19 protein-coding genes and 1 tRNA gene are annotated in these 20,721 nt (G+C 64.2%); 7 read left to right on the top strand and 13 right to left on the bottom strand.

The features are described 5' to 3' along the window. The 6 genes from ACGVKB_RS00005 to ACGVKB_RS00030 form a co-directional block, all read right to left on the bottom strand. The coding region (locus ACGVKB_RS00005; RefSeq protein ID WP_392349211.1) for a BCCT family transporter at positions 1-1,493 on the bottom strand (1,493 nt) is incomplete at its 3' end. Between the two features lie 4 nt (positions 1,494-1,497). Continuing rightward, positions 1,498-2,688: an FAD-dependent oxidoreductase gene (locus ACGVKB_RS00010; RefSeq protein ID WP_392349212.1), complete on the bottom strand. Its 1,191-nt coding sequence runs from the start codon at positions 2,686-2,688 to the stop codon at positions 1,498-1,500. Then, positions 2,685-3,740 carry a Glu/Leu/Phe/Val dehydrogenase dimerization domain-containing protein gene (locus ACGVKB_RS00015; protein ID WP_392349213.1) on the bottom strand — a complete coding sequence of 352 codons (1,056 nt, stop codon included), beginning with the start codon at positions 3,738-3,740 and terminating at the stop codon, positions 2,685-2,687. Before ACGVKB_RS00015 ends, ACGVKB_RS00010 begins: the two co-directional genes overlap by 4 nt. Beyond that, positions 3,740-4,777 (bottom strand): SAM-dependent methyltransferase, encoded by a 1,038-nt coding sequence (locus ACGVKB_RS00020; protein WP_392349214.1) that lies wholly within the window; start codon positions 4,775-4,777, stop codon positions 3,740-3,742. The genes ACGVKB_RS00015 and ACGVKB_RS00020 overlap by 1 nt, the downstream gene beginning before the upstream one ends. A 73-nt stretch (positions 4,778-4,850) precedes the next feature. Then, a complete protein-coding gene (rdgB, locus tag ACGVKB_RS00025; RefSeq protein ID WP_392349215.1) occupies positions 4,851-5,441 on the bottom strand; it encodes an RdgB/HAM1 family non-canonical purine NTP pyrophosphatase in 591 nt (196 codons plus the stop codon). Beyond that, positions 5,438-6,901, bottom strand: coding sequence for a phosphoglucomutase/phosphomannomutase family protein (locus ACGVKB_RS00030; protein ID WP_392349216.1), 1,464 nt, complete (start codon positions 6,899-6,901; stop codon positions 5,438-5,440). Before ACGVKB_RS00030 ends, rdgB begins: the two co-directional genes overlap by 4 nt. A gap of 53 nt (positions 6,902-6,954) precedes the next feature. Here ACGVKB_RS00030 and ACGVKB_RS00035 point away from each other — a divergent pair, with 53 nt between their 5' ends. Next, positions 6,955-8,445 (top strand): TM0106 family RecB-like putative nuclease, encoded by a 1,491-nt coding sequence (locus ACGVKB_RS00035; protein ID WP_392349217.1) that lies wholly within the window; start codon positions 6,955-6,957, stop codon positions 8,443-8,445. On the opposite strand, the gene ACGVKB_RS00040 is transcribed toward ACGVKB_RS00035, so the two are convergent. Next, on the bottom strand, positions 8,436-9,203 hold the full coding sequence (locus ACGVKB_RS00040; protein ID WP_392349219.1) for a glycine cleavage T-protein: 768 nt from the start codon (positions 9,201-9,203) through the stop codon (positions 8,436-8,438). The two genes, ACGVKB_RS00035 and ACGVKB_RS00040, sit on opposite strands and share 10 nt — an antisense overlap. After that, a complete protein-coding gene (pyrE, locus tag ACGVKB_RS00045) occupies positions 9,200-9,784 on the bottom strand; it encodes an orotate phosphoribosyltransferase (RefSeq protein WP_392349220.1) in 585 nt (194 codons plus the stop codon). The genes ACGVKB_RS00040 and pyrE overlap by 4 nt, the downstream gene beginning before the upstream one ends. Before the next feature lie 56 nt (positions 9,785-9,840). On the opposite strand from pyrE, the gene ACGVKB_RS00050 reads away from it, so the two are divergent. From ACGVKB_RS00050 to ACGVKB_RS00065, 4 genes are all read left to right on the top strand, one after another. Next, entirely contained in the window at positions 9,841-10,377 is a 537-nt protein-coding gene (locus ACGVKB_RS00050) for a hypothetical protein (RefSeq protein ID WP_392349221.1), read from the top strand. Positions 10,378-10,390: 13 nt separating this feature from the next. Continuing rightward, positions 10,391-10,463: transfer RNA gene (locus ACGVKB_RS00055), tRNA-Ile, on the top strand. A gap of 13 nt (positions 10,464-10,476) precedes the next feature. Next, a complete protein-coding gene (locus ACGVKB_RS00060) occupies positions 10,477-11,760 on the top strand; it encodes a hemolysin family protein (RefSeq protein ID WP_392349222.1) in 1,284 nt (427 codons plus the stop codon). A 36-nt stretch (positions 11,761-11,796) separates the two neighbouring features. After that, positions 11,797-12,804 carry a Gfo/Idh/MocA family oxidoreductase gene (locus ACGVKB_RS00065; RefSeq protein WP_392349224.1) on the top strand — a complete coding sequence of 336 codons (1,008 nt, stop codon included), beginning with the start codon at positions 11,797-11,799 and terminating at the stop codon, positions 12,802-12,804. 1 nt (position 12,805) lies between these two features. On the opposite strand, the gene ACGVKB_RS00070 is transcribed toward ACGVKB_RS00065, so the two are convergent. Continuing rightward, a complete protein-coding gene (locus ACGVKB_RS00070; protein WP_392349232.1) occupies positions 12,806-15,973 on the bottom strand; it encodes a glycoside hydrolase family 15 protein in 3,168 nt (1,055 codons plus the stop codon). 48 nt (positions 15,974-16,021) lie between these two features. On the opposite strand from ACGVKB_RS00070, the gene ACGVKB_RS00075 reads away from it, so the two are divergent. Then, positions 16,022-16,759, top strand: a complete 738-nt coding sequence (locus ACGVKB_RS00075; protein WP_392349225.1) for a WecB/TagA/CpsF family glycosyltransferase — start codon at positions 16,022-16,024, stop codon at positions 16,757-16,759. A 4-nt stretch (positions 16,760-16,763) separates the two neighbouring features. Here ACGVKB_RS00075 and ACGVKB_RS00080 read toward each other — a convergent pair whose 3' ends face one another. From ACGVKB_RS00080 to ACGVKB_RS00090, 3 genes are read right to left on the bottom strand one after another with little or no spacing between them, the layout of a single operon-like run. Beyond that, entirely contained in the window at positions 16,764-16,907 is a 144-nt protein-coding gene (locus ACGVKB_RS00080; protein ID WP_392349226.1) for a photosystem II reaction center protein K, read from the bottom strand. Positions 16,908-16,938: 31 nt separating this feature from the next. Further along, positions 16,939-18,057: a tRNA guanosine(34) transglycosylase Tgt gene (tgt, locus tag ACGVKB_RS00085; protein WP_392349227.1), complete on the bottom strand. Its 1,119-nt coding sequence runs from the start codon at positions 18,055-18,057 to the stop codon at positions 16,939-16,941. Positions 18,058-18,080: 23 nt separating this feature from the next. Next, positions 18,081-19,145, bottom strand: coding sequence for a hypothetical protein (locus ACGVKB_RS00090; protein ID WP_392349228.1), 1,065 nt, complete (start codon positions 19,143-19,145; stop codon positions 18,081-18,083). A gap of 89 nt (positions 19,146-19,234) precedes the next feature. Here ACGVKB_RS00090 and cobS point away from each other — a divergent pair, with 89 nt between their 5' ends. Further along, positions 19,235-19,960: an adenosylcobinamide-GDP ribazoletransferase gene (cobS, locus tag ACGVKB_RS00095; RefSeq protein ID WP_392349230.1), complete on the top strand. Its 726-nt coding sequence runs from the start codon at positions 19,235-19,237 to the stop codon at positions 19,958-19,960. Here the strand turns inward: cobS and ACGVKB_RS00100 are convergent. Then, the coding region (locus ACGVKB_RS00100) for a sensor histidine kinase (RefSeq protein WP_392349231.1) at positions 19,920-20,721 on the bottom strand (802 nt) is incomplete at its 5' end. The two genes, cobS and ACGVKB_RS00100, sit on opposite strands and share 41 nt — an antisense overlap.

The following is a 20,721-nucleotide window of genomic DNA, read 5'->3' on the forward strand; positions in this document are numbered from 1 at the left end:
AGGGTGGCGAGCACCAAGGGTGTCACCGGCACGGCGGTAATCACGATGAAGGCTTGCAGTGCGTCGATCGAGGTGCTGTCGCCCAGGCCTGAGCCGATGCGGAGCAGCACCAGGGTGAGGCTGCCGATCATCAGCGCCCAGAACAGACGCAACACCTTGGGTGGTTCATTCCGTCCACTCACCACCATCGCGGCGGCATAGCTCATCGAGTCGGCGCTGGTGCACATGAACAGCACCACCAGCAGCAGTCCGATGGGGATCAACAGCCATGCCAGCGGCAGTTGGCTGAGGATCGCCAGTAAGGCAGCAGCGGCTCCATTCTCAGCGAGGGCTTGTGTGATTTCGGCGCCGCCGAGTTCGAGGTTCATGCCCGTTCCCCCCAGCAACGTGAACCAAAGGTTGGTGACGAGCGGGCACAGGATGGCGACGGCCAGCACGAGCTCACGAATGCTGCGTCCCCGGCTCACGCCAGCGGTGAACAGACCCATCAGTGGGGCATAGCCCAGAAACCACCCCCAATAGAACACCGTCCAATCGTTGATCCAGTCCGCTGGTTTTGCGTTGGGGGCCACGGCCATCTGCGGCAGATGGATCAGATAGGTGAGGAAGCCACTGAAGAAATGCTGGATCAGCCAGAGGCCTGGTCCGAGTAACAGCAATCCCGCTGCCATGGCCAAGGTCAGCCAGACATTCAGCTCCGAGAGCCATTTGATTCCCTTCTGAATACCGCTCACCGTTGAGGTGGCGAACACGGCGGTGAGCATCACGACCACCAGGGATTGCAATCCGGCACTGTCACTGAGCCACGGCAGTTGGCCGGCGGCATTGCTCAGCTGCAACGACAGGAAGCCCAGCGGGCCAACGGTGCCTGCAATGGCTGCGACCACGCAGAGGCCATCGGCGAGATCACCGATCGGTCCCTCGACCCAGGCCCTGGGAATGATGTTCACCAGCAGGCTGCGGGGGCGTAACGGTTCCCCCCGTCGTTCCAGCATGGAAAAGGTGATCGTGGTGGTGGTGGCCACCAAGGCCCAGGCCAGAAAGCCCCAGTGCAGAAAGCTCACGGCCAGCGCTGGATCCACCGCGGCGGCGGTGCTGCCATCGACACCCGGGAACACCGGGGATGGATTTTGGAAGTGATACAGCGGTTCTGCCGCGGACCAGAACACGCCGCCGCCGGCCAGCAGGGTGCAGATCAGGACTGCGCACCAATCAAAAAACTTCAATGAGGGTTTGGCCTCTGCACCACCCAGGCGCAATTTGCCGATCGGACTGGCGGCCAGAGCCACGGCGACCAGGAAGACCGCCACCACCATCCATTGCCAGAGCCCCCCAAGGAGATCGCTGAACAGGGCTTTGCCCTCATCGGTGATCTGTTTGGCAAGGGCGAGGTCAATCGCCGCCACCACCAGAAAGATCAGCAGCGGTCCGCCACCGATCCATAGCGGGGGTTGCCGCCACCAGGGGCGTTGGCTGGATGGAGTGTCAGACATGGTGTCAGGCGCGTACGGCGGCTCGGGTGTGGCTCCAGCAGGAGAGGTCGACGGCGGGTGTTTCGTTGCTGGCGAGGCGGGCCAGGGAGTCGCCGATCAGTGGCGCAAACTTGAAGGCTTGGCCCGACCCTCCGGCGAACACACTCAGCTTCGGGCTCAGGCGATCCAGAACGAAGTTCACATCGCTGCTCATGGAGTACGGACTCATCACGGTCTCCACGCGTTCCTGAACGCCGTCGAGTTCGTTGAACAGGAACGTGTCCAGCAGCTCCAGCAGTCGAGCCGGTGGCTCGGTCGCCATGGCATTGGGCTCGGCCACCCTGAGCTCTTTGGGGGCCCAGTCGATCCCGGCCTTGATCCGGGGGCGGCCATCGGCGGTGGTGCTCAGCACCGGGAAGCCGTAGTACAGGCCCCCGTCATCACCGCGTTCCTGCTGGAAGCAGAACCACTGCGGGTAGCGGGAGGCGAGATCTGGATCCACGGTGTAGTGCGCCCAGAGCATCGGCCAGACCTCGAGTTTCGGGGCCAGGCCCAACGGCGCTAACAGCAGTTGGCTCCAGATGCCGCAGGCCACCACCACCTGGCCGGCCGTGATGTGATCCCCGCCCTCCAAGGTCACACCGCCGCCATCGCGATCGATGCTGGTGACCGCGCGGTGTTCGTGCAGTTGATGTCCGGCGTCCCGTGCGGTGCGCACCCAGTGGGCAATCACCTTGTCGCTGCGGACAGCGCCGGCGGTGGGTTCGAACAGCCCGGTGAAGTCCGCTTTGGGTTTCAGCGGAAAGCGTGCCGCGATCTCGGTTGCGCTGAGGGCTTCGTAGGGAATGCCCTGCTCATCCATCACCCGGCGGGCGCCGGGGATTGACCCTTCAATCGTTTCCTCGTCCCAGCTTTCGCCGTAAAACAGCAGGCCGTGGGTCTCGCGCAGTTGGGTGCCCGCGTGGGATTCCTCCTCACGCCAGAGACGATTGGCCTCCTGGGCCAGGCGGCAGAGCACCGGGTCGGAATACATCTCCCGGAACATCCGGGTTTCGCCGAAACTGCTGGCCTTGGCGTGGGCCAGGGTTTTCGCTTCCAAGAGAACAACATCGCTGATGCCCCGTCGGGCCAGGGATGCGGCACAGCTGAGGCCTGCCATGCCCCCCCCGACGATCACCACAGCGGCGTGTTGCGGCAGGGAACCGGAGGCGGTCATTCGCTGTCTCCGAAGCTGAGGCCGATCGGTTCTTCACCGGTGTCGGCGGCCACTTCTGTGAGGGCATCTCCCACAGACAGGCCCTGATCCCGCTGGTTGAGGTATTCGGTCGCCCGTTGGCGGACTTCTCCGCGCACGAAGGCGTAGACATCGTCGGCGCCGGCGTCTTTCCAGGCATCCGGGGAGAAGCGCTCGATTGAATCGGCGATCACGGCGCCAGCATTCACCAACGGGTCGGGCAGAACGGGAATGCCGCGATTGCGGAGTTCATCCGCCAGCGGCGCGTTCTGGAACGGTGCATTGGCGGCGGGAACCACGGCTTTGGTTTGCAGTTCCCCGGCCATCTCCGCGGTGATCAGTCCGGAAATCGAGCAGGGAAGAACCAGGTCCAGGTTCAACTGCCACCAGGGGCAGCTTTGAGGCAGTGGCGTCGCCCCGGGGAAGGTGGCGCGAACACGGTTCAAATCAACGGTGAACACGGTCCAGCCGTTGTCCACCAATGTCCGGGCGACGGTCCCGCCGACGGCACCACAGCCATGGACGAGGGCGCGGCCGGGTTCGGCTTCGGATAAGTCGGTTCCCAGCACGGCTTCCACCGCCCCAAGGGTGCCGTGGGCTGTGGCCGCGCTGGCATCCACGGGGCTGCCGACGGCCGCAAGGACATGGGGCGTCAGCGACATCAGCTGCTCCATGTCCTCCAGGCTGGTGTTGAGATCACAGCCCGTGATCATCGAACCGTCCAGCGACTCAAGCAACTTTGCGGTCACGTTGATCAGTTCCTCTTTTACCGCGTCCGGTTCGGAGGCCCGAGCCACGATCTTGCCCCCGGCGAACCCGGTGCCGTACAGATCATGTTTGTGGGTCATCAGCCCCGCGAGCCGCTCGCCGTCGGCGATGCAGGCTTCATCGCTCGGGTAGTTGAGCAGGCGCAGGCCTCCATTGGCCGGCCGTTTGGCATCGGTGTCTTCCGCGACCACGAACACCGAAAGGTGGTCGGAGACGTGTTCCGCCAGCACCGACACCGCCGGCGTTGATTTCGTTGTGCCAGTCATCAGGCCACCCGCTCCATCATTTGGTGATGTTCCACGTAGTCGAGGCTCCACTCGCTGGGGGAATCGGCAATGCGTTGCTTCAGCCGGGCGAACACCTGATCGCCGATCGCATCGCCGGCAACGGACGCGAAGCTGTGGCGACTCCAGCTGCGGATCGTCGCCATCAGACCTTCCGCAAAGGCCTGGGTGTCACCGTCGCTGTCCCAGCGGCGGCGGTAGGGACACTTCACGTAAACGGTGCGCTCATCCACCAGACGAAGGCCGTTGCGGTACGGAGCCGAATTGCTGTCTTTCAGAGGCGCCATGAACTCCTCCGGCGACTTGTAGAAATTGAGCACCGTCCCGCGGCGGTAGATGTCCTCACTGATCACCCCTTCATCGGCCAGCTCGCGCCAGATTTGATGGAGTTGATCGTGGACGTTGCGGGTTTCACCGCCGTTGTTGCCCAGGTAACGCCCCTGCTCGTCGCGTGACAGGTTCACCGTGAGCAGGCGGCCACCCACCTTGAGTTCGCGGCTGCGCAAGTCGAGGATGCTGGTCCAGTCCTTCATCGCCTGGGCTGTGAAGCGCTTGAGGGCCTCGGCATCGCCGGAGGCCAACACGTGGGTGTGGTTGTCCAGCGGGCCAGGGGATTCGCTCAGCCAATGCATGGCTGTGGCCGAAAACCCGAAGCTGACCGTGTCCGGAGCAACGGTGGGTTCGTAGAAACTGCGGCAGCTCACCAGAACGGTCGGTTTCGGCGGACGTCCGATTTGGCGGGCGACATTTTCAGCCAGTGCGACGTTGTCGTTACTGGGCAGATCGTTGCCGATCAGGGTGAGATGGGCGGATGGCTGGCGTTCATGCAACCGGTCCAAGACCGCGCTCCAGAGCCCAACGGCAGTCCCACCATCGGCGGCTCCGTAATCAATCAGGACGTGGCTGCTCTGGGCAGCTAGTTGTTCAACACAAGTCAAGGCCCAGTCCGAGGCGGCTTCGATGCAGAGCAGTGCGCCTTCGGTCTGCGCGCTGTAACCCGTGGTCATGGCGATGGCCATCGACCTCGTCAGCGGCAACTTTCACCGTACAGGAGCTGTTTTTTGCTGCAACAGAACAGTTGTTGTTCTGTTGTCAAGTGGACTGCAGCAAAGACTCCAGTTGTGGTTCCAGAAGACGGAAGGCGCGTCCGCGGTGGCCGTGGCTCTTTTTCTCTGCGAGCGTCATCTCGGCAAAGGTGCGGCCGGTTCCCTCGACTTCGAAAATGGGGTCGTAGCCGAAGCCTTCGTCTCCCCGTGGGGTCTGGGTGATCAGACCGTTGCAGCGGCCTTCCACTTCCACCAGCACCGTCCCATCGGGGGCTGCGATGCAAAGCGCTGCACTGAAATGGGCACGGCGCTGCGGCTCACCATCCAGGGCATCGAGTACCTTGCCGATGCGTTCTGGGTCCGTTGGGGCGTAGCGCGCGGAATGCACCCCCGGCGCGCCCTCAAGGGCATCAATGCTGAGACCGGAATCATCCGCAAGGGCCCATGCGCCGGTGCATGCCGCCACGGCCAGCGCCTTGATTCTGGCGTTCTCCGCGAAAGTGATTCCTGTTTCCTCAACCTCCATCCCGTCGGGCTGCGGTTGAACCACCAGGGAGAAGCGGCTGAGTAACCCTTGAAATTCTCGGATTTTGCCTTGGTTGCCGCTGGCGATCACCAGCACCCGCTGCTTGTTCATGCTGCTTCGGCGAAGCGTTGTGCCCAGCTCAGAACAGCATGCACCCGTTCTGAATCGGGACCTTCGCAATAGAGCCGCAGCAGGGGCTCGGTCCCGGAGAAGCGCAGCATCAGCCAGTGACTCGGGCCCATGCGCAGCTTGATGCCATCGGTGCTGATCACCTCCTGCACCGGGACACCGGCGACCTCCTCGGGTGTGGTTTCCGCCAGCAGCCTTTCCAGGCGGCGTCGGGCATCCATGTCGGCCAGCCGCAGATCAAGGCGGTCGTAGTGGCTCGAGCCACCATGGCGTTGCTGCAGGGCATCAATCCGAGCTCCCAGGGGAAGCCCGCCTTCCACCAGTGCCTCCAGGATCAGCATCGCGGCGAACAGCGCATCCCGTTCTGGAAGGTGCATGCCGAAGCCGACACCTCCGGATTCTTCACCGCCGATGAGCACCTCGCTGGTGAGCATTTCGGTGGCGATGTACTTGAAGCCCACCGCAAGCTCCAGGACCTCACGGCCCTCGGCTTCGGCCACAAGGCGCATCAGATCCGACCCACTGACGGTTTTAACGACGGATCCCGGCAGCTGGCGGGCCCGGGCCAGGTGATCGATCAGCAGCGGCATCAGCAGCTGGGTGCTGCAGAACCGTCCGTGTTCGTCCACCGCGGCGATGCGATCCCCATCGCCATCGAACACCAGGCCGACGGCCGGGGTCCCGGCTGCGGTGGAGGCTTGGACTGCGGCGATCAGCTCCACGAGATAAGGCGCCAGCGGTTCCGGTGGGTGGCCCCCGAAGAGGGGATTGCGATCGCTCCGGATCTCCTCCACCCATCCCGCGGCATCGGGTCCCAGCAAGTCGGAGACGCAACCGGCCGCAGACCCATGCATCGGGTCCACGATCAGTTTCAGGTTCATGGCACGCAAGCCAGCCACGAGGGGCTCCAGTTGCAATTTGGCGCGCAGTCCTGCGAGGTGTTCGCCGCGGCCATCGAAGCGGGGGACCTCCTTCTGAATCGGTGCTGTGATGCCACCTGCGGCGAGACGACGTTCGACCGCGGCGGTGAAGTCACCCTCCACCGAGCCTCCGAACGGCCCCTTGATTTTCAGCCCCAACCATTCGGGCGGGTTGTGGCTTGCGGTGATCACCAGGGCGCCCAGGGCCTGGCGTTCCACCACCGCCCAGCTGCAGGCCGGAGTGGGCACCGGGGAATCCGTGAGCAGGGGTTCGAGTTCGCAGCCATACACGGCCGCTGCGATCGCCTCGGCGAGTTCCGGGGCCAGGAAGCGGCGGTCATAGCCGATGACCACGGTGCGGCTGTTGAGCCCGGATGGGGCGCGGTGGGCGAGTTCCTGGGCGGCCGCAGCAGCGACCGGCATCAGGCGTTCGACGGTGATGTCCACACCAAGCACGCCGCGCCAGCCGTCGGTTCCGAACTTGATCGGAGCGGCGTTCAGGGGCAAGGGGGCCGAGGACATGGGTGACCTTGCAACTCATTGGATCTAGCAGTTGCCCGCCTTAAGGTCCCTGGATGGGTGCCACCACGCCTGCCGCCAACGTGCTCACCGACCGTTTATTACGCAGCTGGCTGCGCTGTCGGCGTCGGGCCTGGTTGGACCGGCACGGTGATCCAGCGGAGCGTCGCTGGACGGCCCATCGCAACCTGCAGCTGGATGATCAGCAGCGTTGTTTCGTTGCCCTGTTGCCGGAACGCCCGGGCCATGGCCATGCCGCCTGTGCCGCGGGAGCGGCGGGTGTGGTCGGTCTGCGCCTGAAGGGGGACGGCCCCGATGGAGAGCGCCTGGAGGCGCACCCACCCCTGTTGCGCCGGGTGAAGGGGCACAGCCGCTGGGGTGCCTTCGCGTATCAACCGGTTGTGGCGCGGCAGGGGCGACGACTCACGCGGGAACATCAGCTGCCCTTGGCCTTGATGGCCCAGCTGCTGGAGCAGGAGCAGGGGGCTGCGATTCCCGACATGCTTGTCGTCGGGGGGGGTGGCCGGAGGCTTGAGCGTGATCGCGTCGGCTTCTCTGCTGCCTTGCGGCGGCAGCTTGCGGACAGCCTGCGCAAACTCGCCGCTGATCTGGAGCGCAATAGCCCACCAGCTCTGGCGGCAGATCGCCGCAAATGCACCCTGTGCAGCTGGCGTGCCTCCTGCAATGCCGTTGCTGTCGCCGACGGTCATCTCAGTGAGGTCAGCGGCATCGGCGCGAAACGCCGCGACATGCTCCAGCAACTTGGGATCGAGGGCCTTCAGGAGCTGGCGGCGGCTGATCCTGACCGCCTGGCTGCGCGGATGGAGCGTTTTGGTGAGCAGCACGGGGAGGCGGCCCATGCCTTGGTGGCCCAGGCGCTGGCCCAACGCGACGGCCGGGTGGACCATCTCGACCGTTCGCCGTCCTTGCCGGAGCTGGCTGATGTGCCTGGAGTTCTGCTCTACGACATCGAGTCCGACCCTGATGCGCGCCACGATTTCCTGCATGGATTCCTGCGTTTACCTCGGCAGAGCGATGGCCGCTGGGATCTGGCGGCCGCCTCGTATCACCCGCTTCTGGTGCTGGCTGAGCATGGGGAGGAACGCAGTTGGCAGCGACTTCAACGCCTGTTGCAGCGCTACCCGGAATGGCCAGTGCTCCATTACGGAGAGACCGAAACCCTGTCTCTGCGTCGGCTCGCCCAGAGACAGGGGGCCTCGGAACATGAGCTGTTGGCGTTAAAGACCCGCTTGATTGACGTCCATGCCCGGATTCGGCGTCATTGGCGGTTGCCGCTGAGCAGCTATGGCCTCAAAGCTGTCGCGGCCTGGCGTGGCTTCCAGTGGAGTCAGCCAGGGGTGGATGGGGCGCGGGCGTTGCTCTGGTGGCGGCAGTGGCAGGGCAGTGGCCCCGACCGCCGCGGCAGCACCCATGCCCTGCGTTGGATCGTCCGCTACAACCGCGATGATTGCCTGGCCACATGGGCGGTGGCGGATTGGTTGTTGGCAGCGGATCCGGCCTCCGCAGACCATCACGTTCAGCCCTGAGGCGGATCCTCCACACCGCTCGGTCGACTGAGCGTCAAGGTTTGCCCTTCCGGCCCGCTCAGGGTCGTGGCGTCAAGCTGCTGGCGGCGGACAAGGGCCAGACCGATCCAACGCCCGCGGTCAGCCATGGCCGAGGTGACGATGCCAGCCCGCTCATCGCCATGGCTGAGGCGTGCCTCCACGGCCACGGCATCGGAGCATTCCCAGCCGCGAAGTTGTTGTTTGGTGCCATCGCGACTGGCGAGCTTGGCCATGGTCTCCTGCCCCAGATAGCAGCCTTTGCTCAAACTCACCCAACGGGTCAGACCGAGCTCGTAGGGCGTCGTGTCCCCCCGCAGTTCACCGCTGCCTGGCCAGCCGCGTTCGATCCGCCGCCGTTCCAGGCTCTCGGCGTCGCCTGGATCGGCGCTCGCACCCTCCACCCACTGACCGGGTCCAGCGCTGCTCCAGGTCTGTTGCCGGCGTTGCTGCCGGGTCTCCATCAAGCGGACCCGGTCGGCTGGAAAGATCACCCGGTCGAAGCCCGTGGCCACGGTGTCGGCATCGCCGGCCAGTACCAGAACATCGGCACCCTCGGCATCGATGCGGATCTCCAGCAGGGCTTGCACGCGGCCGGTGGCGGTGAGCCAGCAGCTCTGGATCAGTTCACCGGGTGCAGCGCCTTGAACATCGGCACTGGTTTGTCCCTGAAGAAAAGCAGCGGCTCCGGCTCCGTTCAGGCGCAGGGTCGGGAACATGGCATCCCACAGCTCACTCATGCCGTCATCCCCTGGGCAAAGGCGGAAATCTCCGAAAGACGGAACAGGCTGACCAGCTCCAGTCCAGCGGCGGCCATGGCGTCCTCACCGCCCTCTTCGCGGTCGACGATCGTGACCACCCGCTGCACGCGATAGCCGGCGTCGCGCAGCTGATGCACGGCCTTCAGCGATGAGCCGCCGGTCGTGACGACGTCCTCCAGCACGGTGATCACGGCACCTGCGCTGGGCAAAGGCCCTTCCAGCCAGGCGCCGGTGCCATGGCCCTTGGCTTCTTTGCGCACGATCAGGGCATCCAGGGCCCGCTCCTGCTGAGCGGCCAGCACCGCGACTCCGCTCACCAGCGGATCGGCACCCAGGGTCAGACCGGCGACGGCGACGGCGGCCTCCTCGACATGGTCGAGCATTCCGGCACTGATCAAGGCCAGGCCGGAGCCACTCAGGCTGACGGGCTTGCAGTTGACGTAGTGCTCGCTCTGACGGCCTGAGGCCAGGGTGAACTGGCCGCGGCGGTAAGCCAGGGTCGCCAGCCGTTCGAGCAGGATCCGGCGCCGGTCGTCGCTCGATCCGGGCAGTGGGGTCATGGGACTGGCCGCAGACGAATTCATTCCTTAGTTTGCGTGGAGAGGTTCTCGTTTCCGTGCTGCTGCGTCTGCTGTCGGCTCAGGCCCTGATGCCGGCCCTGTTCACCGCGGCGGCGCTGGCCGGTCCCATCGTTTGCACCACGACGATGGAAGCCCCGGATCCGTCAGCCCCCGCAGGGGCCGCTCCGGTGTCTTTGACCACCTGTGAGCCGATGGAGACCACGGCGGAACGGATCGAGAGGGTGACCTACACCTGGACCGCGCCCTACGGCCGTGGTGTTGATGTGGTGCATCAGATCACCGATTTCTTTGGCATCGCCGTGGCGGGGTCAGAGGGCAATCGTGTGATGGGCTTCGGTTTCCCCGATCAGACCCTGATCTGGGATGGCATTGCCATCGAGAACACGACCCGGGCCCTGCTGGAGGAGCAAAGCCCCCCGTTGCCAACGCGCACGCTGGATGTGCCCAACGGCTTTGACTCCAGCTATGCCTTCGATCTGATGCGCTCCGACACCGGAGCGGCTGAGACCGTTGTGCTGCCACTCCAGGATCCGGCGACCCCAGCGGCCACTCCGGTGCGACCTCTGTGGTAATTCTCACCCGAAAGGGGGTCTAGCAATCTGGTGAATGCAGCGAACTCATAATTCGCCTAAGGCGGGTTCGATCCCCGCGACCCCCATGTTGCTTCGATGATGCGGCCGATTCTGTTGGCTTTGCTCTTGGCACTTCCGGCCTTCTTCTCGGCCGGAGAAGTTGCGTTGCTGCGGCTTCGTCCCAGCCGTGTCGAGGTGTTGGTGGAAGAGGATCAGCCTGGAGCTGGTTCTGTGCAGCGGTTGCAACGCCGCCTGCGCCGTGCCCTGCTGTTGACGCAGCTGGGGGTGATGTTGTCGCTGGTGGCGCTTGGTTGGGCTGGGCGTGGCCTGGCCCAGCAGCTTTGGCAGACGGGCAGCCCTGCCGCGATCTGGTTGGACCTCGGTCTGTTTCTGGTCCTTGTGCTGGCCGCCACGTTGTTGGCCGGGTTGCTGCCGAAGGCCTGGGTCCTGAATCGCCCGGAGTCCGCTGCGTTGCGGTTGGCCCCTCTGCTGGAGGCTGCCATGCGCACCCTGGCGCCCCTGCTGGGGGTGCTTGAAGCCTTGGCGGCGTTGCCGCTACGAGTGGTGGGCTTCACGGCGCAATGGGATGTGTTGTTGCCGGCGTTGTCAGCCGGTGAGCTGGAAACCCTGGTGGACTCCGGACGGGTCACGGGCCTGTTTCCCGATGAACGCAACATCCTCGAGGGAGTGTTCGCCCTGCGGGACACCCAAGTGCGTGAGGTGATGATCCCCCGCTCCGGCATGGTGACCCTCCCCGTGGATGTCGTCTTCGCGGAGTTGATGGAGGCGGTGCACAGCACCCGCCACGCCCGCTTCCCGGTGATTGGTCAATCGCTGGATGACGTGCGGGGTGTGCTGGATCTGCGCGAGCTGGCCGAACCGATTGCTCGGGGTGAACTGCAGGCCAAAACACCGCTGGAGCCTTATCTGCAGCCGGTGGTGCGTGTGCTCGAGACCCGGACCCTCGCAGAGCTGCTGCCCTTGATTCGGAACGGTCAGCCCCTGTTGCTGGTGGTGGATGAACATGGCGGCACGGAAGGTCTGGTCACGGCCGCGGACCTCACCGGTGAAATCGTTGGGGATGAGCTTCAGGACAGCCTTCAGGAACCGGACCTGCAGCAGGAGGAAGGCCAGCTCGGGACCTGGTTAGTGGCCGGAGATCTGGAAATCTTTGAACTGAACCGGCAGCTTGCCCTGGGCCTGCCGGAGGCGGACGATCACCACACCCTCGCTGGTTTCCTGTTGGAGCGCCTGCAGCACATTCCAGCCGCCGGTGAAGTGTTGCGTTTTCAGGGATTGATGTTTGAGATCACGGCGATGGCGGGTCCGAGAATCGATCGGGTGCGTCTGATTCTTCCCCCGGCTGCGGAGAACACGGACTGATCACCGATAATCGGCGCCAACCGCCATGGCTTGCCGATGTCTCCCGCCTCCATGGTGCCCGTCAAGGTCGGTGTGATCGGGATCGGCAACATGGGCTGGCATCACGCCAGGGTGCTGAGCCTGCTGAGAGATGCCGATTTCGTCGGCGTGGCCGACCCCGATGAGGCCCGGGGGGCGCTGGCGATGGAGCAGCTGGGCTGTCGTTGGTTCGCGGACTACCGCACGATGCTGGAGGAGGTTGAAGCGGTCTGCATTGCGGTGCCGACCCTGCTTCACCACCCCGTCGGCCTGGCCTGCCTGGAGGCGGGCAAGCACGTGCTGATCGAGAAACCCATCGCGGCGAGTCAGGACGAAGCCTCCGCCTTGATTGATGCTGCAGACCGTGCGGACTGTCTGCTTCAGGTGGGCCACATTGAGCGCTTCAACCCGGCGTTCCGTGAGCTGATCAAGGTCGTGGCCAACGAAGAAGTGGTGGTGCTGGAGGCCCGGCGCCACAGCCCCCATGCCGATCGCGCCAACGATGTCTCGGTGGTGCTGGATCTGATGATTCACGATCTGGATCTGGTGCTGGAGTTGGCCCAGGCGCCCGTTGTGCGTCTCGCGGCGGCGGGTGGCCGCTCAGCCGATGGCCCGATCGATTACGTGAATGCCACCCTTGGCTTTGAGAACGGTGTTGTGGCCAGCCTGACGGCCAGCAAGATGAGCCATCGCAAAATCCGCAGCCTCAGTGCTCACTGCCGCTCGAGCCTGGTTGAGACGGATTTCCTCAACCACACCCTGCACATCCACCGCCGGGCCCATGAGTGGTACTCGGCGGACCATGGTGAATTGCTCTACCGCAACGACGGGTTCATCGAGGAGGTCAGCACCACCTCCATTGAGCCGCTCTACGCGGAACTCGAACATTTTCTGCAATGCGTGCGCGGCTTGGAAACCCCTGCGGTCGATGGGCTGCAGGCCTCCCGCGCCCTCAAGCTGGCGCATCTGATCGAGCAAGCCGTTGAGCATCCCGATTCCGGTGCGCCGCTCCTGACGCCGATCTGAATCAGACCAGCCCTTCGGCCGCAGCGAGTTCCCGCAGGGCATCGATCTGCCACCGCCTGCATTGGGCCGGCGATGCTGCATAGAACTGGGCCCAGGCCTTGGCTTTGTGCTGCGGGTACTCCGCGACATTGAGCTCAGGATGGCTGTGCTGCCAGCCCACACGGACGGCGTGACCGATCACGACATCGAGGACCAGATCGTCGTCAAAGACGACACTCGTGTTGGCGTTGGCGAAGGCCATCAGCGACAGCAGACATTCCGAGCAGAGCTGGCGGTATTCCGGGGCACTCACGCGGCTGAGCAGGTGCTCGACCTGGCGCGCGAAGTTGGCTTCGCCTGCCGTTTTTTCAAGGACAACGCGGCTGTTGAGCCGGTTGCGCCGTTCGAGCTTGTCGCCGATCACGAGGCCCCGGCAGTGCCGGAGCAGGGACCAGATCCCGGCATAGAAATCCTTGGGCACCTTTTGCAGGGTTCCCATCCGAATCCGGTGCTGCAGCCAGTCCCCGCCGCTTGGACGCTCCTGCAGCGGCTCGGGCACGGTCCATTGCACTGTGCCCGTCACGTGAAGCTGTTCACCCCGCTGCAGTGCTGCACGGGCCTGTCCCACATCGGTGAGAACCAGCCTCAGACGCTGCCGCAGTGCATTCGGTGACAGGGAGCAGACCTGTTCGAAGGCTTCGTCCTGACTGAGCGATTGCTCACTGGCGAGCTCGGAGGTGAGCAGCAGCAGCAATTGGCCAAGCTGCATGGTGAGGCTGCCCTTGAGCAGTGTCGGCTCACGGCGGCTGATGCCATCCAGGGCCCGCAGGATCTCCTGTTCCAGCATGTGTTCGCGCGCATCCTGACCACTGGTGCGTTGAATCAGAGCGGCGATGGCATTGCTGGAGCGGGGTTGCGTCAGACGGGATTCGGTGGTGTAGTTCCGCCCCACGACCACCTGGGTTTGGCGAAGCAGCAGGTCGGTGAGGGCATCTTCGAGCTGGGGGTGCACCATCCCCATGGCGCCGGCGCAGCGCCGGACCACGTTCCAGTCCTGGCAGTGCAGGCCTCGGCTGTAGACCTCCTCCAGCAAGGCCCTCACCCTGGCCGGTGTTCCGTCTGGGGTGGTGAGGCTGGCGTCGCAGCCCAGTCGCACCCGCAGCAGGTCGAGGATCTCCGCCTGCTCCACCAGGGAGCTGCTGGCCCAGAGGCGATGACGCAACTGATCGAGTGGGGTGTCATCCAGCTCCTGTTCCTGATCGGCTGTGAGGTCTTTCAGGTCGGTGACCGTCCGCAGCATCGGGGCCTGTTGGGCTGGTTCGGAGAGGGGGGCTGCGTCGGTTGGAGTTGGCGGCAGGGAGATCCAATGTCCCTGTTCCATCAGGTTCGACAGGGTGTCCAGTTGCACGGGGACACCGCCGATCCTGCCGCTCCGACAGTCATGGAGCAGGGTGAGGATGGCCTGGCGATTTTTGCTCAGCAGGTCATCGCTGATCGGCAGCACGAGCAGAGGCAGACCGTCGCCGCGCCAGTGGCGACGAAGCAGGTGCAGTTCGTCGACCACGGTGTCGAGGAACTGCATGGGGTCATTCGCCAGGTAGCAGATGCTGTTCTCCAGCACCGCAGGTGTGACGGCGTAGCAATGGCTTCCCTGCCGGTAGAAGCGAGCGGCTTCTTCGCTGTCGATTCGTTCGACGGGGCCCCCGCCTAGGCCCAGGCGAGGATTGATCCCGACATGGCGAAGCTTGGCTTCGAGTTCCTTGGAGCTCAGGATTGTGACCTGGCCGCTGAGATCCAGGGGAATGCTGCTGGCCTCAAGCTCGCGTTGGACGGCCTCGGAACCAGGGGCAACGGCGATGAGAGCGCTGTCGGCTCCGTACTGACCGCTGAAGCGGCGTCGACAGGGATCCAGGTCATCCGGACAGATGAGACCTTCCAGGAGCATTTCACCGAGCCAGACCAGGCTCTGGGTCCAAAGCAAGGGCAGGTTGTCATTCGCGACCCGCTCCTGACTGCCTGGATCGGCCCGTTCAGCATCCACGCGGTCGGCCGGAATCCAATAGAGCTCCGGGTACAGCAGCAGTCCATCGCGTTCCACCGCCAACGGTTGCAGGCGTCCCAACCAGTCCTTGGCGTCGTCCCAGCGTTCCTCGAAGCAGGCTGTCACCAGCTCGTAGGCCATGAACAGGGGCCACTCCGATTCGATGTGGGCGAACTCCGCCAGCTCTTCGGGTTCGTAGTGCAGGCGAGAGCTGTCCTCGATGGCGCTCTGGTGTCCATCCCTCAGGAAGCGTTTGTAGCCGTAATGCCCTGCCAGTTCGCGTCGAATGCGGCGTGTGGTGCGATCGCGGAGTGCCGCTTCGTCCACGCTCCAGGCCGGATAGCCCACGATCGAGAGACACGCGCTGTCCGCTTCCTTGCTGGCGGATTCCCTCGGCAGCAGGTTTTGCAGCGCGCGGCGCATGCGGACGAGGGCGCCCTGGGGAATCAACAGCCGTTGGCTGCCATCCCCGTAGGGCCCATAGAGGTCAAGGCCGTCGAGTGCTTCGAGGGCGGCCTTGGCCATGCCGATCGAGCTCGCATTCCGCTCGGGCAGGCCATGGTTTCCCTTGTCTCCTCGCTCCCAGATGCCGTAATCGGGGGTCCGGTAGGTCCGGGCGATGTAATGAATCAGGTTCTGGACGAAATCCGCTTCATGGGTGTTGCGGATCACCGGTTGCCCTGATCGGGTGAGTTGGGCCAGCTGCAACAGGAACAGCGAGGTGGCATCCAGTTGGAGATGCCCCCAGCCGTCATCGGGGACCACGGGCGTGCCTAAGCAGCTGTCGAACTTGGCGTGGAGGGCATCGAGGGGGTCAAGGCTGTGTTTAAAGCGTTCAACCTTCTCGGCCTGGCGCAGCATGGCCTGCAGCAGACCGCGCATCAGGCTCACCACGCGTTGCTCGAGTTCCCAGGCCCGCCGGCTCTGTTCGCCCTCCTGGCGTCGAGTGGCGATCGCTAGGCCCCAGACGCACTGAATGGAATAGACGCAATCACGCACCCAGGCATCGCCGTAGTTGCCATGGATCGTGTGTGCGGTGCTGGCTGGCAGCAATCCGCTGATTGGGTCCTGGCGCGTCAGGATCACCCGCTCGATGGCCTGATCGAGTTCACGAAGGCGCGTTGCCGTGTGCGTTGGGGCAACAACCATGTGCAAGTCCGGCACCGCATCTAAATTCTCCAACGCGGCCCAGCGCTTATGGAATCAGTCAAGACAACGCCGGACGACCGCCGTCGCCTCCAGGTTCTCGGGGTTCCTGTCGATGCCTGTCGAGATGTGTCTGTCGCTGCGGTGGGGCTGCATGCCCGTGGAGGGGGACGAATCGTCACCTTGAACGCGGAGATGACGATGACCGCCCGCGTTCAACGAGAGCTCGGCGACGCCATCGCCACGGCGGATCTCATCATTCCTGATGGCGCTGGTGTGGTGTGGGCTTTGGCACGCCAGGGGGTTCGGGTTGTCCGAAGCCCAGGGATTGAGTTGGCCTGGTCGTTGCTGGCCTATGCCGCTGCCCATGGCTGGAGTGTGGCCCTGGTCGGCGCATCGCCTGACGTGATGGAGCGTCTCCAGCTGGTGCTTCCGGCGCGCTTCCCTGGACTCAAGCTCGTGATGTGCGTTGACGGCTATCGCCCCACGCAGGACTGGCCCAGTATTGAACAGGAAGTCCAACGGCTCGATCCGGACCTGGTTCTGGTCGCCTTGGGGGTCCCGCGCCAGGAGAGCTGGTCACAACGGGTTCGGCCGGGTTGCTCGGGGTTGTGGATGGGGGTCGGAGGCAGCTTCGATGTTTGGGCAGGCACAAAGAAAAGGGCGCCCCAGTGGATGGGACGCCTTCAGATCGAATGGCTCTATCGCCTGATTCAGGAGCCCAGCCGCTGGCGCCGCATGTTGGCGATCCCTGCGTTTGTTTGGGCTGTGCTGCGGTCCGGTCGCTGAGGGATCAGCGGAAGCCGACAGAGGCCTGCCAGACGAACGCGAGCAACAGGAAGAAGACGGGAATCAGGGGAAGGATGTCCACCAGAGGGCCAAAGGCTTGGTAAGCCTCCGGGAGCTGAGCCAGCAGGTCGACGGTGTAGGCAGCCATCCCGAGTGTGAAACAGGCGTTGAAGCGGACGCTACCACGTGTGATGGGCGGGTGAGTCCTCCTCCCAAGGAGCGAAATCCTCTGAAAAACAGCCGTCCCTGATCGCCTGTCCCATCGCCGTTGTGAAACGCACCAGATGCGTGATGTTGTGAAGGCTGAGCAGGGTCAGCCCCAGCAGTTCTTCGCTGCGGATCAGGTGATGCAGGTAGGCCCTGCTGTGCTTGGTGCAGGCCGGGCATGGGCAGCTCGCATCCAATGGCGTGTGGTCATGGCGGAAGCGGGCGTTGCGCAGGTTCCAGCGCTCACCGTTGACGAGTGCGGTCCCGTGGCGTCCGAGTCGGGTGGGCAGCACGCAGTCGAAGAGGTCGATGCCGTTGGCCACAGCGACCGCCATCTCCCGCAGGGTTCCGATGCCCATCAGATACCGGGGGCGGTCATCGGGAAGAAGAGGCGTGACGTCCTGGATGATCCGATGCATTTCATCCACGGGTTCACCGACGCTCACACCGCCGATCGCAATCCCCGGCAAATCAAAGCTGGCCACCGCATGGGCACTCTCGCGTCGAAGGTGCGGAAAACAACCGCCCTGAACAATCCCGAACAGGGCCTGGTCCGAGCGTTGATGTGCGCTCACGCAGCGTTCCAGCCAGGCATGGGTGCGCCGGCACGCATCGATGACGTCGTTTTCGGTCGCGGGATAGGGCGGGCACTGGTCAAAGGCCATGGCCACATCCGCGCCAAGAGCCATTTGGATCTGGGTGGCATGCTCCGGGGTCATGTCGATCGTGCGTCCATCGCGCGGGTTGCGAAAGACCACGCCCCGATCATCGATGCGATTCAGATCGCCCAGGCTGAAGACCTGAAAGCCTCCGGAATCCGTGAGCATCGGGCCGTCCCAGCCCATAAATCGATGCAACCCACCGGCGGCTTTGACAATGTCTTCACCGGGCTGAAGGTGCAGGTGATACGTGTTTGAGAGCACCATCTGCGCTCCGGTCGGGCGGAGCTGCTCGGTGGTGATCCCTTTGACGGTGGCCAGGGTTCCCACCGGCATGAACCGTGGCGTCTGCACGGGGCCATGCGGTGTCTGGAAACATCCGCATCGGGCTGCCGTGTGCTGGCAGCGCGCCTGGATTTCAAAGCCGAACACGGCGCTGATGTCTTTTGCCGAACCTACGCTTCGACGGTCGAAAGAGACTGTTGAATCGCGGCCGCGGCTCCTTGCAGCGCGAGCACTTCCTCCGGATCGAGGGGAAGGGGACAGACCTGGCTCCAGCCACTGACTCCCAAGAGCACCGGGACCCCCAAAACACCGTGGCAGTCCAGCCATTCGCCGGCGAGTTGCACCTGGGCAGCAAAGACCTGAGGTCGCGCTTCGGCGAGGCAGGCGACGAGATCAGACACGGCATGGGCTGTCATCACTTCGGTGGTGTGTCCCGCGCTGGTGAAGTGGGTGAGAAAAGGTCGCAATCCCGTCCGCAGGTCGGCTGGACAGGTGTCAATCAGGTCGTTGGCTTGTTCCCACCGATGGCTCTTGAGGTGATGGAGCAAGTCGGCCCGTTGATGCCGCAGCCGGTTGGGATAGCTGTCTGCCGAGGCGGCTGCTTGCAACTGCTTTTGAACGGTCTCGACCGCTGCATTGGGGACGCCCCAGGCCCTGATCTGACTCGGGCAGGGCACGAGATGGTCGCCATGTTGTCCCAGCATCCAGGCCTGGACATGGGTGCGACGGACCTTGAGCGACCGCGCCAGCTCGGTGCGGAACCGGAGTGTGTCCGACCAGGCTCCAGCTCCGATCACACGATGACGGCCTAAGGCCTTCGCGAAAATCGCCACACCCAGTTCCACCGGATTGGACTGAACAATCACCACAGGTGGTGTTCCCGGTTGTGCGTTTAGGGCTGTTGCGTACTGCTCGAAAACCTGTTTGTTCTGGGTGCCAAGCGCTGCTCGGTCGGCCGTCTGTGTTGGATCGGTACTGAGGGTGCGACCCGCCAGCATCACGACGATGTCGGCCTGAATCTGGTCCGCATCAAGGACAACGTCGATGGCCGGGGCATCGTCAGAGAACGCATCGTTGAGATCGGTGCGCAGGGCCCACAGGCTGGTTTCGCTGACACCACCGCGGTGGCCCACCAGTTGAAGTCGACCTTCCGCGGGAATCAGGCGTCGGTCGAGCAGTTGAACCGCGAGCTGACGGCCGCAGTGTCCGGATGCTCCAACGATGGCGATGCGCATGTTCGGCCTTCAGCTGCTGCTCACATGATCCGCTTCATCTCCATGAATAGGGTTTGAACGGTTGAAGGACAGCGATCAAAGCGATTTCGATGCCTTGGCTGCAGGATCTTGGCGGTGCCTGGATCTTCTACACCGTTCTGCCGGCCTGGCCAGGACTGACACCTCGGTTTGAACGGATCGCCCGCTTCGCCCCTTGGATCGGTCTGTGCATCGGTGCGCTTCAGCTGCTCTGCTGGTGGCTGTTGGATCAGCTGGGTTGGGCGGCCTGGAGCTCCAGCGCCATCGTGTTGGCCTTGGGAATCTGGCTCAGTGGCGGGCTGCACCATGACGGCTTGATGGACACCGCCGATGGCCTGGGTGCTGGCGCGGCGCGTCGCCTGGAGGCCATGGACGACAGCCGTGTCGGTGCCGGTGGTGTGTTGGCTTTGGTGATGGTGCTGTTGGTGGAGCTGGCCGCCATGGCTGAGCTTCTGCCGCAGCATCCGTTGGCGTTGTTGCTGGCGCCGTTTTGGGCGAGGGTCTCGCCGCTTTGGGCGATGGCGCGCTTCCCCTACCTGCGCGATCAGGGAACGGCCGGTTTTCATCGCCGCCATGGCCAGCCCGGTTGGGATGCTGTCCCGACGCTGGTCTGCCTGCCGCTGCTGCTGCCGCTCGGTTGGGCAGGTCTGGCCGTCGGCGTCGTTGCGGCGTTGGTGCCCGCTGAGTGGTTGGGGCGGCGCCTCGGAGGCCAGACCGGTGATACCTATGGCGCCTGCGTGGTCGTTGCCCAGGTGCTCAGTCTTCTGCTGATGGCTCTGGTGTCACGCTTCGCGTGAGAACAAAGGCATTGCCGCTGGCTGGGAGATTCGGATGAATGGTTTGGGGCTGAATGGTCAGCTCCAGGCGACCACCCTCACGTTCGGCGAGTTCCCGTGCCAGGGCCAGTCCAAGTCCGGTTCCAGGACGATCGCGTCCGGCATTCCCTCGCATCCCCTTCTGGAAGATGCGCTCGCGCTCTTCTCTGGCAATGGGTGAGCCGCCATCCCAAACGCAGAGTCCATCGTCGAGCAGCTGCATGCCGATGGCGCAGCCCGGTGGGCTGTAGCGGAAGGCATTCTCGAGAAGGTTGGCCACGATCTCTGTGAGCGCCCCATCGCTGGCCATGGCTTGGGTCCAGCGGGGCCAGGTCTGCGGTCCGCTCCAGGGGCGCTCCTGAAGCTTCGCGGTGGCTGCGGCCCGCTCACTGAGGCCTCTAAGCACAGTCTGGATCGGTGCTTCGACTGGGTCGAGGCTGGGTGGCAGCAGAAGTGGACTCTGGCGCCCTTCCATCGCAGGACGTTCGTCACCGGCCAGACCATCCAGCGCGGTGAGATATCGCCCGATCTGAGTCTGCTCCTGGATCAGTCCTTCGATCAGGTTGCGGTTGTCGCTGTCTGAGGCGGTGCGACGGAGCAGGAGTTGGGCATAGGTCCGCAGCGCCGAGAGGGGGTTGCGCAGCTGATGCAACAGAGTCCGTAACTGATCCTGTTGCTGGATCAGTTCCTGGCTCAATCGGAGCGTCTCCAGGTCGAGGACGGCTGCATGGGCGAGGGCGACG

It is taken from the genome of Parasynechococcus sp. (assembly GCF_042954325.1).
In the GTDB taxonomy this organism is placed as follows: Bacteria; Cyanobacteriota; Cyanobacteriia; order PCC-6307; family Cyanobiaceae; genus Parasynechococcus.